Genomic DNA, 13,415 nt, shown 5'->3' with positions numbered 1-13,415 from the left:
CCATCGTGCTCGGTCGACGGGCCCGGCACATCGGGGACCGACCCTGAGATCCGGACCCCCGGGATCTCGGGGTCAGACCCCGATGCGACCCCGGGTCGGATCTGTGACGATGGCGGATATGAGTGAGAACGCGACCGGCCACGCGCCCGGTCCCGCGTCCGGTCCCGCAGCGGGTCCCGTAGCGGGCCCCGCGCTCGGCCCGGCATCCGCCCGTGCGATCGGCCCGGGCCCCGCGCCGGGCCCCGGCCCGGCGCCGCGTCCGCCCGCCGCGCAGCCGGCCGGCTTCCGGTGGTACCCCCGCCTGACCCGCGTCGCGGACGGGTCCGTCGTGTCCGGTGTCTGCACGGGCCTGGCCGGACACCTGGGCGTGCGGGTCGTGCACGTCCGGCTGGTGATGGTCCTGCTCGCCACCCTCTCGGGGGCCGGGGTGGCCCTGTACGCGGCGCTGTGGGCGTTCACCTCGACCGCCGCGGCCCCGGGGACGTCGACCCCGGACCCGCGTGAGCGGCGACGCGGTGTGGCGCTGGCCGTCCTGGGCGTCGTGGGGTCGGTGCTGTCGTTCATGGTGACCACCGCGACGGGACTGCACGTGATCGTGCCCGTCGTCATCGTGGCCCTGGGTGCCGGGCTGGTCTGGCAGCAGTACGACGGTGGTGGAAGAGGGTCTCCACGCTCCGTCTTCGACTGGGCCAGGGTCACCGCCGGGGCCACCCTCGTCGTCGTCGGACTCGCCGTCGTCGTCCTCGGACAGGTCGAGCTCGCCGCCCTGCGGTCGTCCCTCCTCGCCGTCGTGGCGACCCTCGTCGGCGTCGGTCTGCTCAGCGTCCCCGTCGGACTGCGGCTCTGGCGGTCGCTCGAGGAGGAACGCGCCGCGCGGATCCGGGAGGCCGAACGCAGCGACATCGCCTCCCACCTGCACGACTCTGTCCTCCAGACGCTGGCGCTCATCCAGAAGCGCTCCGACGACCCCGCTCAGGTCGCCCGCCTCGCCCGCCGGCAGGAACGCGAACTGCGGCAGTGGCTGTTCGGCGCCGGCTCCCGCATGTCCTCCGGCGCCGCCACCGTGGCCGGGGCGGTCGAGGTGATGGTCGGCGACGTCGAGGACGTGTACGGTCTGCGCGTCGACCAGGTCGTGGTGGGCGGGGACGGATCCGTCGGCGACGCCGAGGAGGCCGTGCTGGGCGCCGTCCGCGAAGCACTGGTCAACGTCGCCAAGCACGCCGGCGTCGACACCGCCGACGTGTTCGTGGAGAACGACGGGCACACCCTCAGCGCGTTCGTGCGCGACCGCGGACACGGCTTCGACCCCGACGCCGTCGACGGCGACCGCCACGGTCTCGCGCAGTCCATCCGCCACCGCGTGGAGAGCCGTGGGGGAACCGTGCGGGTGCGCAGTACTCTCGGACGCGGGACCGAGATCGGGATCGAGATGCCACTGGAGGGCGAATGACGGACGGGTCGGGGACCGCGACCGGGGTGAGCCGGGTCTTCCTCGTGGACGACCACGCGGTGTTCCGCAGCGGCGTGCGCGCCGAGCTCGCAGGCCAGTCGTCGATCGAGGTCGTCGGCGAGGCCGGGTCCGTGGCCGAGGCCATCGCGGGGATCGCGCGCGTGCGCCCCGACGTGGTCCTGCTCGACGTCCACATGCCCGACGGCGGCGGCGTGGCCGTCCTGCGGTCGGTGTTGGGCTCGGATCCGGGTGGGGTCGCCGATCCCGCCCGCGCCCCGGAGCCGACCTTTCTCGCGCTGAGCGTCTCCGACGCCGCCGAGGACGTGATCGCCGTGATCCGCGCCGGCGCCCGCGGCTACGTCACCAAGACCATCACCGGCGACGACCTCGCCGACGCCGTGCGCCGGGTCGCCGACGGGGACGCCGTGTTCTCCCCGCGCCTGGCCGGGTTCGTGCTGGACGCGTTCGCGCGTGCCGCTCCCGGCCCCGAGGAGCGCGGCGAACCCGTCCACGACCCCGAGGTCGACTCGCTCACCCCGCGCGAGAAGGAGGTCCTGCGGCTGCTGGCACGCGGGTACACCTACCGGGAGATCGCCGAGGAGCTGTTCATCTCGGTCAAGACCGTCGAGACCCACGCCTCGAACGTGCTGCGCAAGACCCAGCAGTCCAACCGCCACGCGCTGACCCGCTGGGCCCAGTCGCGGCACCTGGACTGAGCGGCCGGCCCCGCCGACCCCACGCCGTCCCGCCCGGGATCACCGCCGCCGGCCGGGGCAGCCCGATACGGTGACGGCATGAGCGGACCGCGCGACCTGCCCCTGTGCGTCATCGGAGATTCGTTCGTCGCCGGGTACGGCGACCGGACCGGACGCGGGTGGACCGCCCACCTGGTGGAGGCGGGAGCCCGTGAGGGACTGGACCTGCACGCCACCGTCGCCGGGATCGGCGGGGACACCTCGGAGATGATCCTGGCCCGGTGGGACGAGGTGGACCGTCGGAGGGCGGCGTTCCCCACCACCGCGGTGATCGCGGAGTTCGGGGTCAACGACGTCATGGAGGTCGGGGGCGAGATGCGCGTCGACGAGGCGGGCACGGTCGCGGCGCTGCGCGGGATGATCGACCGCGCTCCCGAGGGGAGGTTCCTCGTGGTGGGTCCGCCGCCGGTGGTGTGGGACGAGGTCAACGAGCGTATCGCCGCCCGCGCCGAGGCGATGGCCGCGGTGTGCGAGGAGGCCGGCGTGCCGTTCGTGCCGACGTTCGACGCGCTGTGGGCGGGTGGGGCGTGGATGCGGGAGGTCGCCGCCGGCGACGGGGCGCATCCCGGCCCCGGCGGCTACGAGCAGTTCGGGGACGTCATCGCGGGCCCGGTGCTCGCGTGGCTGGGCGCGCTGCCCGACGCGGAACCGGGTTACTAGTCGCTCCGGGTTCGTGGAGATGGTGCCGGGGCGCTAGCGGGAGCTCTTCATCGCGTGCCTGACCGTGACGCCCGGGTCGGCCTCGAGCTCGGCCACGCGCTGCGAGCCCATGGGCAGGAGCGCGATCCGCCCGTGGGAGTCGAAGTGCAGTGCCCATCCGTAGGTCTTGGCCAGGGGTGAGGTGCGCAGGCACGGCTGGCCCTTGCTGAAGAACCGTTCGCGTTCGGCGGCGCGGTCGGTTTCAGGGATGTCCTTGCGTTGGCAGTGCACGTCGAAGATCAGGTCATCGCTCGTCCACGTGTAGTCGTTCCCGGCGAGGCGCGCGTACTGCAGTTCGGCCACGGTGCCCTTTCCCGGGGGCGGGGCGAGCGCGGACTCCGCCCTGGTGTCGGGGGCGGGCAGGATGAGGGTGTCGGTGTAGTGGGTGGTGTGCATGGCGAGCCTCCGGCCCTCGGCGCGCCGGCATCCGGTGCCGGGCGGTGCTGTGCGGTCGTGCCGGACGTGGTGTCCGGTAACGTGAGTCTCGCCGTACGCCCGGTACGGCGGGAGGAGATTGTTGCATGTCCAACCCGCAGAACTCTGACCACAACGACGACAAGTCCGACGAGAAGGACGAGAGGGACAACCGTCCGGATTCGAAGGACGACCTCGCCGACGAGTGGGGCGACGAGTCCTTCCCGGCCAGCGATCCCCCCGGGGCTCCCTGAGCTCATCTCAGGATCTCGAACTGTTCGGACACCGCCCGCAGCGCGCTCGCGCTGCGGGCGAATTGTTCGCGCTCGGTGGTGTCGAGCTCCAGCTCCACCACCCGGCGCACGCCGGTCCGCCCGATCACGGCGGGGACCCCGATGAAGATCCCGTCCTCGCCGTACTCGCCCCGCAGCAGGGTGGAGACCGGGAGTGAGACCTGCTCGTTGCGCAGGACGGCGCGCGTGATGCGGGCCAGGCCCATGCCGATGCCGTAGCTGGTGGAGCCCTTGGAGTCGATGATCCGGTAGGCGGCGTCCCGGGTCTCGTCGAAGATCCGCGTGAGCCGTTCCCGCGTGGCGGGGTCACCCTCCAGGTCGCGGCGCAGCGGCACGCCGGAGACGTTGGCGGAGGAGAAGACCGGCAGTTCGGTGTCGCCGTGTTCGCCGATGATCGAGGCGTGCACGCTCATCGGGGCGACGTCGTAGTACTCGCCCAACATGAACCGGAATCGTGCGGAGTCGAGGATCGTCCCGGACCCGATGACCTGGGCTGACGGGAGCCCGGAGTAGCGCCAGGTGGCCTGGGCGAGGATGTCGACGGGGTTGGTGGCCACCAGCAGGATGCCGTCGAATCCGGTCGCCATGACGTCGCCCACGATCCGCTCGAACAGCGTCATGTTCTTGCCGACCAGGTCGAGTCGGGTCTCGCCGGGCTTCTGCGCGGCCCCGGCGCAGATCACGACCATCGTGGCGTCGGTGCAGTCGGCGTAGGTGCCCTCGGTGACGAGGGTGGGGGAGGGCGCCCACACGACGCCGTGGTTGAGGTCCATGACCTCGCCCACGAGTTTGTCGCGGTCGATGTCGATGACGGCCAGGTGGTCGGCCAGACCCTGGTTGACCAGCGCGTACGCGTAGGCGATGCCGACGTCGCCGGCGCCGATGAGCACGATGCGGTTCCCGATGGAGGCCTTCATGGTCACCGAGGGTAGACCCCGGGTACGACAGGGCGGGTGGCGTCGGGGTGGATGACCGGGGCGACGACGACGAGGAGAACCCGTCTCGAACAGGTGTTCTTGCGCGGTGTCGTACCCGTGGTGTTCACTGTTCTCGTGATCGAAAAATAGTTCGATTACGTGCTCGACGGCGTGTCGCGCGTGACGGGAGGTTCTGATGATGGTAGTGGACGCTGCTGCTGTTGCCGATCTGGCCGACCTCGACTCGGCCGACCGGGTCGCGGAGCTGCGGCGTCGCCTGGCCGCGATGCCGGGCGGCGGTCCGCCCGCGGCCGCGCGGTCGACCGCGCCCGCGGCCCCGCGCCCGTCGGCTCCCGCCGCGCCGCCGCGCTCGACGGCCCCGCCCGCGGCACCCGTGCATCCGGAGGGCCCCGGGGACGTCGCGCCCGTCGTCGCAGGTCCCGCCCCTGTGGCGTCCGCCCCCGCCGCCCCCACCGGCGTCGCCGCCTCCGCTCCCGTCGCCCGCCCGACCGCGGGGCCCGCCGCGGCGGTGCCCGGTGTGGCCGTGCCGGAGTCCGTGGCGCATCTGGTGCCGGGTGGCGTGCTGCCCGCGGGGCGCGTCACGGCGGTCTCCGGAAGCGCCACCCTACGGGTCGGGTTGTTGGCCGCGGCCACCGCGTCCGGCGCCCGGTGTGCGGTCGTGGGCTGGCCCGAGCTCGGGGTGGCGGCCGTGGCGGAGCAGGGGGGCCGGCTGGACTGCCTGGCGCTCGTGCCCGACCCCGGCCCGGATCCCGCGGCGGTGGTCTCCGTCCTGCTCGACGGGCTGGACCTGGTCCTGCTCGGCCCCGGGGTCGCGGCCGTCGCCCCGTCGCGGGCGCGGGTGATCGCCGGTCGCGTGCGGGCCGCGGGCGCGGTGCTGCTCGTGGGGCCGGGCTGGCCCGGCGCGGAACTGACGCTGGCGGGTCGGCCCTGCCGCTACGGCGGTCTGGGTGCGGGCGCGGGCCGGCTGGCCTCCGTCTCCACTCTGGTGCGGTCTTCCGGCCGGGCGGCCCCCGTCCGGACCGCGGAATGGGTGGCGGCGGGATGAGCGCCCGGGTCATGGCCGTGTGGTGCCCGGACTGGCCGGCGGTCGCCGCTGCCCGGGCCGAGGGGCACGGGCTCCACCTGCCGTTGGCGGTCGTCGGGCCCCGCGGGGTGTTGGCGTGCAACGCGGTCGCCCGTGCGGTCGGGGTGCGGCGGGGGCTGCGTCGGCGCGAGGCCCAGTTCCGCTGCCCGGAGCTCGTGGTGGTCGCCGCGGATCCGGCGCGGGACGCCGCGTGGTTCGAGCCCGTGGTGCAGGCGCTCGACGCCGTCGTGCCGGGGATCGAGGTGCTCCGGCCCGGTCTGTTCGTGTTCTCCGCGGCCGGGGCGTTGCGTTTCCACGGCGGGGTCGAGCAGGTCGTCACGCGTGTGGTCGACGCGGTGGCCGCGGCCGGGGTGGAGTGTCAGGTGGGGCTCGCCGACGAACTGCCCACGGCCGTGCTCGGTGCTCGTGGTTCGGCGCTGCTGGAACCGGGCGGGGACGCCGGCTACCTGGCGGGGTTGCCCGTGGACGCCCTCGTGGTGGAGCCCGCGCTGGGGGATCCCGAGGTGCTCTCGGAGCTGGTCGGTCTCCTGCACCGTCTCGGCGTGCGGACGTTGGGCGACTTCGCCGCGCTCCCGCCGCGGGATGTCGCCACCCGTTTCGGTGAGGCCGGGTCGGTGGCGCACCGGATCGCCCGGGCCGTCCCGTGGCGCCCGCCGTCGGTGACCGCCGTGCCCACGGGGTCGGCGGTCGAGCACCGGTGCGACCCGCCCCTGGAGCGGGTCGACGAGGCCGCGTTCCTCGGTCGGCGGCTCGCGGGGGAGCTGCACGCCGTGCTCGCCGCGGCCGGGGTCTCGTGTCTGCGGCTGTCCATCACCGCCCGGGTCGAGGGCGGTGCGGAGGTCAACCGGGTGTGGCGGTGCTCGTCGCCGCTCACCCCGGAGGGCACCGCCGACCGGCTGCGGTGGCAGCTCGAGGGCTGGCTCACCGGCACCGCGATCGCCGGCGGGGCCGGGGGAGCGGTCACCGCGCTCGTCCTGGAGCCGGTGGAGGTCGTCCCCGCCGGCCGCGTCCAGGAGGGCCTGTGGGGTGAGGCCGGGCTCGCGGAAGCCCGCGTACACCGGGCGCTCGTGCGCGTCCAGGGACTGCTCGGGCCCGAGTCCGTCCGGGTGCCGGTGGAGGTGGGCGGCCGCGGTCCGGCCGACCGGGTGCGTTCCCTGCCGTACGGGGACGCCCCGGCCGAACCCGCGGCCCGCGGCCCGTGGCCGGGTGCGCTCCCCGCGCCCTCGCCGTCGGTGGTGTGGCCCGGGCCGGGCTACCGGTTGGAGATCCGCGAGAACGGGGACCCGGGGGCGGCCGTCGCGGCGCGGGTCCCGCTCGCCGGGGGAGTCGTGTTGCGCAGCGCGGAGGGGGCGGCTGTCGGGGTGACCCCGCGCGGCCTGCTCAGCGCACGGCCCGCCGCCATCGAACTGGGTGGCCGCCGCTGCGCGCTGCTCGGGTGGTCGCGGCCGTGGCCGATCGACGAGGCGTGGTGGGAGCCCACGCCCGACGGGCGGCCCCGTCGGCCCAGGGCCCGCATGCAGGTCGTCCCCGAGCGCGCGGCCGCGTTGTTGCTCTGCGGGGTGCTCGGGGACGGTGCCGGGAACTGGACGGTCGAGGGGGTCTACGAATGATCCGGTTGCTCACACGCCGATCGCCGGTGTCCGGGGCCGGACCGCGATCAGCGCTCGATGTCCACCACCAGGCGGGTCGGGTTCTGCAGCAGGAAGGCGGAGAAGGCCCGGTCGGCGCCCTCCAGGCCGATCACGGCCTGCGCCTGGCCCTCGAACTGGCCGGCGAACGCCACCCCGGCCACACCCGTGGCCTCGTCACCGTTGACCGTGCCCACGGGGACCTCCTGCATGTCCGTCTCGGTGGGCAGGACCTGACCACCGATCATCACCTGCAGGAACGAGTCGCCCGGGACCTCCACCGGGAAACCGCTGCCCTGCTGGGCGGGGGCGTCCACGTAGTCCACCGAGTAGCTCGGCACGCCCCGGCCGTCGAGTTCGAACACGACGCGGTCCTTGCCCTGGTAGTCCCCCATCCGGATCTCGGACACGACCAGTTCGGGCCGCTCGGAGGTGGTCGCCGGGGTCTCGCGCTTGGGCGCGGAGTCCGCCCGGCCGGCCGTCGGGTCGGCGGCCTCGGTCTCCTCGGGCGAGAGTGTCTGCGCCAGAGCGGCCGGGGAGGAGCCGGCGGTGGTCGTCTGACTCGAGGCGGGGGCCTCGGTCGAGGTGTCGCTCCCACATCCCACCAGGGCCAGAGACACGGCGGCGGTCAGGGCGGTGGCCGCGGCGAAGCGGCGATGTCCGGTACGCATGGCCCCACCCTAAATCCCTCTAATCACTTTTGTCCCACAAGGTGGCTACAGTTACACCACTTCGCGAGGTGGGGCACCATGGTGGCGTGTCAGTCAACGATCCCGCCCCAGTCCCCGCCTGGTGTTCGCTCCAGTCGGCCGACGAACCACCGGCCGGCACCGCCGCCCACGAGGAGTCGTGGGTGCTGCTCGAGGTCCCCGCTCGCTGGGGCCGCGACATCTTCGACGGCGAGGCGCTGGGCGACGAACTCTCCGAACGCCTCAAGGAGCACGTATCCGCCTGCGGATCCCGCATGCTGTTCATCCGTCGGCCCGGCCGCGAGGGACAGGTCCTCGACCGCCACCGTTTCTACCTCTGTGACACGCGGCCCGGACGGCGGAGCATCAGGGTCGGCCGGGTCGACCGTCCCGCGGACATGCTCGACCTCGATCTCTCGCCCGGGGCGCACGTGGACGGCACCCGCGAGGTCAGGGGGCCGGTGCCGCTCGTGTGCACCCACGCCAAGCGCGACCAGTGCTGCGCAGTCCGGGGCCGCCCGGTCGCGGCCGCTCTCGAGTCCCGGCTCGGGGCGAGGCTGTCCGCGCTCGATCCGGACGCCGCGGTGTGGGAGTGCTCCCACACCGGCGGACACCGCTTCGCCCCCGTCCTGCTGCTACCCGGATCCGGGTACACCTACGGGCCCGCGGAGCCGGACCTGGCGGTCCGCATCGTCGAGACCGAACTGGACGGTCGGGTCGTCACCGAACACCTGCGGGGACGCAGTACCTGGCCGCCGGCCGGGCAGGTCGCGGAGGTGGCGGTGCGTGACTCCGGGGTGGAGGCGGGGATCGACGACCTCGTCGTCGACATCGACCCGGACGACCCACATGTGGCCGTCGTCCAGCACACCGACGGTCGCGCCTGGCGCATCCGGACCGGCACCCGGCCGCTCCCGCCCCGCGCGCAGAGCTGCCGCAAGCCACCGGGCAAGGCCTCCGCGTGGGTCGTGGAGTCGCTCACCCGACTCTGACCGTCCACTGCGGCGCGGGGCGGGTGAGCCCCGGTGAACTGGTATCACGGGCCCCGGAACTGGGGAGAGCTCGAACGGGTCCTGTCCGGGCGACCGAACCCGCGCGGTCCCGAGAACCCGCACCCCGGTGACGGCAGCGACGCCCCCGCGTGGTCGCGCACCCGGGGCGAGTACACGGCCCCGCAGCGGCCGCGAGTGCAGGGGCGGGTGCCGTACGCGGAACTGCACGCCCACACCGCGTTCAGCTTCCTCGACGGCGCCTCCTCGCCCGAGGCCATGGCGGAGGCCGCGGCGGATCTGGGGCTCACGGCCCTCGCGATCACCGACCACGACGGCCTGTACGGAGTCGTGCGTTTCGCCGAGGCGGCCTCGGAGCTGGGGCTGGCCACGGTGTTCGGGGCGGAGCTGTCCCTGCCGGGTGGGGAGCACCTGCTGGTCCTGGCCCGGGGGCAGGAGGGCTACCGCCGACTGTCGCGGGCGATCGCCCGCGCCCACCTGCGGGGCGGGGCCAAGGGGGAGCCGCGGTACGAGATCACCGAACTCGCGGAGGCGGCCGGGGGGCACTGGTACGTCCTCACCGGCTGCCGACGCGGTCGGGTCCGCCGCGCCCTGGAACGCGGCGCCGGCGCCCCGGATTTCGACATCGCCGCCGCCCGCACGGCTCTGGACCAGCTGGTCGAGCTGTTCGGGCGCGACCGGGTGGTCGTGGAACTCACCTGCCACGGCGTGCCCGAGGACACCGAGCGGTGCGATGCCCTGGCCGGGCTCGCGGCCGGGGCGGGCCTGCCCGTCGTCGCCACGACCGCCGCCCACTGCGCCGGGCCCGAGGACGCACGCCTGGCCTCGGTCATGGCGGCCCTCGGCGCGCGCGACCCGCTCGAGACCCACGCCGCACACCTGCCCGCGGCGGGCGGAGCCCACCTGCGCTCGGGCGAAGAGATGGCCGAGCTGTTCGACCGCTGGCCCGACGCCGTCGCCGGGGCCGACAGGCTCGGGCGGGAGTGCGCGTTCGACCTGCGGCTCATCGCGCCGCAGTTGCCGCCGTTCGACGTCCCCGAGGGCCACACCGAGAACACGATGCTCGCCGAACTCGCCTACGCCGGCGCCGCCCGACGCTACGGCAGCCGCGAGGAGGCGCCGGAGGCGTACGCGCAGATCGACCGCGAGCTGACGGTGATCGCCGAGCTGGGGTTCCCCGGCTACTTCCTCGTGGTCCACGACATCGTCGAGTTCTGCCGCCGGGAGGGCATCCTCTGCCAGGGCCGGGGCTCGGCCGCCAACTCCGCGGTCTGCTACTCCCTGGGCATCACCAACGTCGACCCGGTGCGCGCGCAACTCCTGTTCGAGCGGTTCCTGGCACCGGAACGTGACGGCCCGCCCGACATCGACGTGGACATCGAGTCCGGTCGGAGGGAGGAGGCCATCCAGTACGTCTACTCGCGGTACGGCCGGGACTACGCCGCCCAGGTGGCCAACGTCATCACCTACCGCGGCCGCTCGGCGGTGCGGGACGTGGCCCGGGCGCTCGGCTACTCCGTGGGCCAGCAGGACGCCTGGTCCAAGAGCGTCGACCGGTGGTCAGGGCTGAAGAACCACGAGCGGGAGGCCACCGAGCACACCGTCCCGCCCGACGTGCTCGCCCTGGCACGGCAACTCGTCGGCCTGCCCCGACACCTGGGCATCCACTCCGGCGGCATGGTGATCTGCGACCGCCCGGTGGCCGACGTGGTGCCCGTGGAATGGGCGCGGATGCCGGGGCGGACGGTGCTGCAGTGGGACAAGGACGACTGCGCGGCGGTCGGCCTGGTGAAGTTCGACATGCTGGGCCTGGGCATGCTCACCGCCCTGCACCACGCCATCGACCTGGCCGCCGAGCACAAGGACCTCGAGGTGGACCTGGCCCAGCTCGACCTCGCGGATCCGCAGGTCTACGAGATGCTGTGCCGCGGCGACTCCGTGGGCGTGTTCCAGGTGGAGTCCCGCGCCCAGATGGCCACGCTGCCCCGGCTGCGACCGCGGACGTTCTACGACCTCGTCGTGGAGGTCGCCCTCATCCGTCCCGGCCCCATCCAGGGCGGCTCCGTGCACCCCTACATCCGGCGGCGCAACGGCCTGGAGAAGGTGGTGTTCGACCACCCGGCGCTCGAATCCGTCCTCGGGCGGACGCTGGGGATCCCCCTGTTCCAGGAGCAGCTCATGCAGATCGCCACGGTCATCGCCGGTTTCACCGGCGCGGAGGCGGACCAACTGCGACGCGCCATGGGGGCCAAGCGCTCACCCGAGCGGATGGCGCGGTTGAAGGAACGGTTCTTCGCCGGCATGCGCGAGCTGCACGGCATCGGGACCAGCCCGCCGGGGACCCCGTACACCGGACCGGAGGTGGGGGAGCGGATCTGGGAGAAGATGTGCGCCTTCGCCAACTACGGATTCCCCGAGAGTCACTCCCAGTCCTTCGCCGCGATCGTCTACTACTCCGCGTGGTTCAAGTGTCACCACCCGGCGATCTTCTGCGCCGCCCTGCTGCGCAGCCAACCCATGGGCTTCTACTCCCCGCAATCGCTGGTCGCAGACGCCCGCAGGCACGGCGTCACCGTGCACCGGCCCTGCGTCAACCGTTCACTCGGCGGCGCCACGTGTGAGAACGAGGGCACCGAGGTCCGCCTCGGCCTGGAGTCCGTGCGGGCGATCGGCGAGGACCTGGCCACCGCGATCGCCGACGAGCGCGACACCCACGGTCCCTACACCTCGGCGGCCGACCTCGCCGGACGAACCGGGCTGTCCGTCCGGCAGATGGAGGCACTCGCCACCGCCGGGGCCCTCGACTCGCTCGGCGCGGGAGGGCGTCGCGCCGCCCTGTGGTCGGCGGCCACCGCGGCCCGGGAGAAGCCCGGAATGCTGCCCGGGCTCAGCCAGGTCGAGGCGCCGGCCCTGCCCGGGATGAGCGTCCTCGAACTCACCTCCGCGGACCTCGCCGCCACCGGCATCAGCCCGGAGGAGTACCCGACCGTCCACGCCCGGCCCTGGCTCGACTCACGCGGGGTGTGTACCACCGCCGGGCTCGCGCACGTCCCCGACGGCAGTCGCATCCAGGTCGCGGGGGCGGTCACCCACCGACAACGGCCCGCCACCGCGGAGGGCGTGACCTTCCTCAGCCTCGAGGACGAGACCGGCATGACCAACATCGTCTGCTCGGTCGGACTGTGGGCCCGCTACCGGCCGATCGTCTCCTCCGCCCCCGCGCTCCTCGTCCGCGGCACGGTGGAGAACCGCTCGGGCGCGGTCAGCGTGGTGGCGGACAAGATCGAACGGCTCCACCTGGGCATGGCCATCGGCCGCAGCCGGGACTTCCGATGACCACGGCCACCGCGTCGCGCTCAGCCGGACCGCACCGCCCCGATCGCGCGGACGCTCGCGACCGCGCACAGCACCCAGATGACGATCAGCACCGCCACCGTCAGCACACTCGCCGCGTCCCACCCGAGATAGTGGGCCCCGAGGCCGCACGTAGACAACGGATAGGTCATGGCCCACCACCCCGGGGAGAACGGCATCCGCGCCAGGAACCCCCGCAGCGTCGTCGCCACCGCGAACGCGCCCAGACCCGCGCCCGCGACCAACACGGTCGCCCCGTACACCCGGGCGAGACCCGCCAGCGCCGGACCCGCGAGCACCTGCGCGGCCGCCGTGGACTGCCCCACGATCCCCAGCGGGATCCACGTCGAGGTCGACAACGCCACCGGCACGGGCGTGCGGAACCACGCGTGGTGATAGGCCATCACGATCACCACGCCGCCCAGGATCAACGCCAGCACGAAGCAGAACACGCACGCCGCCCACAGCGCGCCCCTCGCCACCTCCGACTCGAACTGCCGGGAGATCAGACCACCGGCCGTCGCCGAGACCATCGGCGGCACCATCGGCAACGCCCACGTGGGAAGAGGATGGTCGGGTCGCGTGGACACCAGCCACACGGCGAACCCCACCGCCGTGGCCAACCCGAGCACCGTGCCCGCGCCCCACAACGCCACGTCCACCCCGAACGCCATCCCCGCCAACGGTGGCGCGTGCGCCTCCACCACGACGAACGTGGCCGAGCCCACCGCCAGCAGGCCCATCGAGACCATGCCCCACAACGGCAGCATCGCCGCGTCCCGCACGGTGGAGGTCCACGTGTCCGGATCACGCGCCACCGACCGGGCGAAACCCGCGCCCAGCCCCACCAACAGGATCCAGCCCAGGACGAGCATCACCACGGCGGCCGGCGCGAAACCGGGGACCCGCACCGAGTGGATCTGCAGCAACGTCGCCAGACCGCCGGTGCCCATCACCGCGCCGAACCACGCGGGCCCCGGGCCGGGAACGGCGGGCGCGGCAGGACCGTGTCCTGCTCCGGGGGTGGTGGTCACCAGGACACTATGCCCCCGGCGCACCCCGGCCCGGGCACCCGGGGGCGGGCCGCGGACCATGCCCGCA

General features: G+C 73.8%; 12 protein-coding genes. 8 read left to right on the top strand and 4 right to left on the bottom strand.

What is annotated here, in order from left to right; translation table 11 throughout:
* Positions 1-118: 118 nt before the first annotated feature.
* The 3 genes from RWK90_RS15380 to RWK90_RS15370 all read left to right on the top strand — a co-directional run bounded on the left by RWK90_RS15380 (position 119) and on the right by RWK90_RS15370 (position 2,865).
* Positions 119-1,450: a PspC domain-containing protein gene (locus RWK90_RS15380; protein ID WP_314038496.1), complete on the top strand. Its 1,332-nt coding sequence runs from the start codon at positions 119-121 to the stop codon at positions 1,448-1,450.
* The gene (locus RWK90_RS15375) at positions 1,447-2,166 is read left to right on the top strand and encodes a response regulator transcription factor (RefSeq protein WP_311201253.1); all 720 of its coding nucleotides are present in this window, start codon (positions 1,447-1,449) and stop codon (positions 2,164-2,166) included. Before RWK90_RS15380 ends, RWK90_RS15375 begins: the two co-directional genes overlap by 4 nt.
* Positions 2,167-2,244: 78 nt before the next feature.
* Complete coding sequence (locus tag RWK90_RS15370) at positions 2,245-2,865, top strand: GDSL-type esterase/lipase family protein (RefSeq protein ID WP_314038495.1); 621 nt, start codon at positions 2,245-2,247, stop codon at positions 2,863-2,865.
* Between the two features lie 33 nt (positions 2,866-2,898).
* Here the strand turns inward: RWK90_RS15370 and RWK90_RS15365 are convergent, their stop codons facing one another.
* Positions 2,899-3,300 carry a DUF6157 family protein gene (locus tag RWK90_RS15365; RefSeq protein WP_314038494.1) on the bottom strand — a complete coding sequence of 134 codons (402 nt, stop codon included), beginning with the start codon at positions 3,298-3,300 and terminating at the stop codon, positions 2,899-2,901.
* A 125-nt stretch (positions 3,301-3,425) separates the two neighbouring features.
* Here RWK90_RS15365 and RWK90_RS15360 point away from each other — a divergent pair, with 125 nt between their 5' ends.
* Complete coding sequence (locus tag RWK90_RS15360; protein WP_007630246.1) at positions 3,426-3,572, top strand: hypothetical protein; 147 nt, start codon at positions 3,426-3,428, stop codon at positions 3,570-3,572.
* A 2-nt stretch (positions 3,573-3,574) separates the two neighbouring features.
* Here the strand turns inward: RWK90_RS15360 and RWK90_RS15355 are convergent, their stop codons facing one another.
* Entirely contained in the window at positions 3,575-4,528 is a 954-nt protein-coding gene (locus RWK90_RS15355) for an L-lactate dehydrogenase (RefSeq protein ID WP_314038493.1), read from the bottom strand.
* Between the two features lie 196 nt (positions 4,529-4,724).
* Between RWK90_RS15355 and RWK90_RS15350 the strand changes: the two genes are divergently transcribed.
* The gene (locus tag RWK90_RS15350; protein ID WP_314038492.1) at positions 4,725-5,594 is read left to right on the top strand and encodes a hypothetical protein; all 870 of its coding nucleotides are present in this window, start codon (positions 4,725-4,727) and stop codon (positions 5,592-5,594) included.
* Positions 5,591-7,243 (top strand): DNA polymerase Y family protein, encoded by a 1,653-nt coding sequence (locus tag RWK90_RS15345; protein WP_314038491.1) that lies wholly within the window; start codon positions 5,591-5,593, stop codon positions 7,241-7,243. The genes RWK90_RS15350 and RWK90_RS15345 overlap by 4 nt, the downstream gene beginning before the upstream one ends.
* 47 nt (positions 7,244-7,290) lie before the next feature.
* On the opposite strand, the gene RWK90_RS15340 is transcribed toward RWK90_RS15345, so the two are convergent.
* A complete protein-coding gene (locus RWK90_RS15340) occupies positions 7,291-7,932 on the bottom strand; it encodes a hypothetical protein (RefSeq protein WP_314038490.1) in 642 nt (213 codons plus the stop codon).
* A gap of 86 nt (positions 7,933-8,018) precedes the next feature.
* Here RWK90_RS15340 and RWK90_RS15335 point away from each other — a divergent pair, with 86 nt between their 5' ends.
* Both RWK90_RS15335 and RWK90_RS15330 read left to right on the top strand, forming a co-directional pair.
* A complete protein-coding gene (locus RWK90_RS15335) occupies positions 8,019-8,942 on the top strand; it encodes a sucrase ferredoxin (protein ID WP_314038489.1) in 924 nt (307 codons plus the stop codon).
* Between the two features lie 33 nt (positions 8,943-8,975).
* A complete protein-coding gene (locus RWK90_RS15330; RefSeq protein WP_314038488.1) occupies positions 8,976-12,296 on the top strand; it encodes an error-prone DNA polymerase in 3,321 nt (1,106 codons plus the stop codon).
* A gap of 20 nt (positions 12,297-12,316) precedes the next feature.
* On the opposite strand, the gene RWK90_RS15325 is transcribed toward RWK90_RS15330, so the two are convergent.
* Positions 12,317-13,348, bottom strand: a complete 1,032-nt coding sequence (locus RWK90_RS15325) for a C4-dicarboxylate ABC transporter (protein WP_314038487.1) — start codon at positions 13,346-13,348, stop codon at positions 12,317-12,319.
* Between the last annotated feature and the right edge of the window lie 67 nt (positions 13,349-13,415).

Source organism: Dietzia sp. CH92, assembly GCF_032248695.1.
In the GTDB taxonomy this organism is placed as follows: Bacteria; Actinomycetota; Actinomycetes; order Mycobacteriales; family Mycobacteriaceae; genus Dietzia.
Note: the sequence above shows the minus strand (reverse complement) of the source record. Positions and strands in the feature narration are given on the sequence as shown.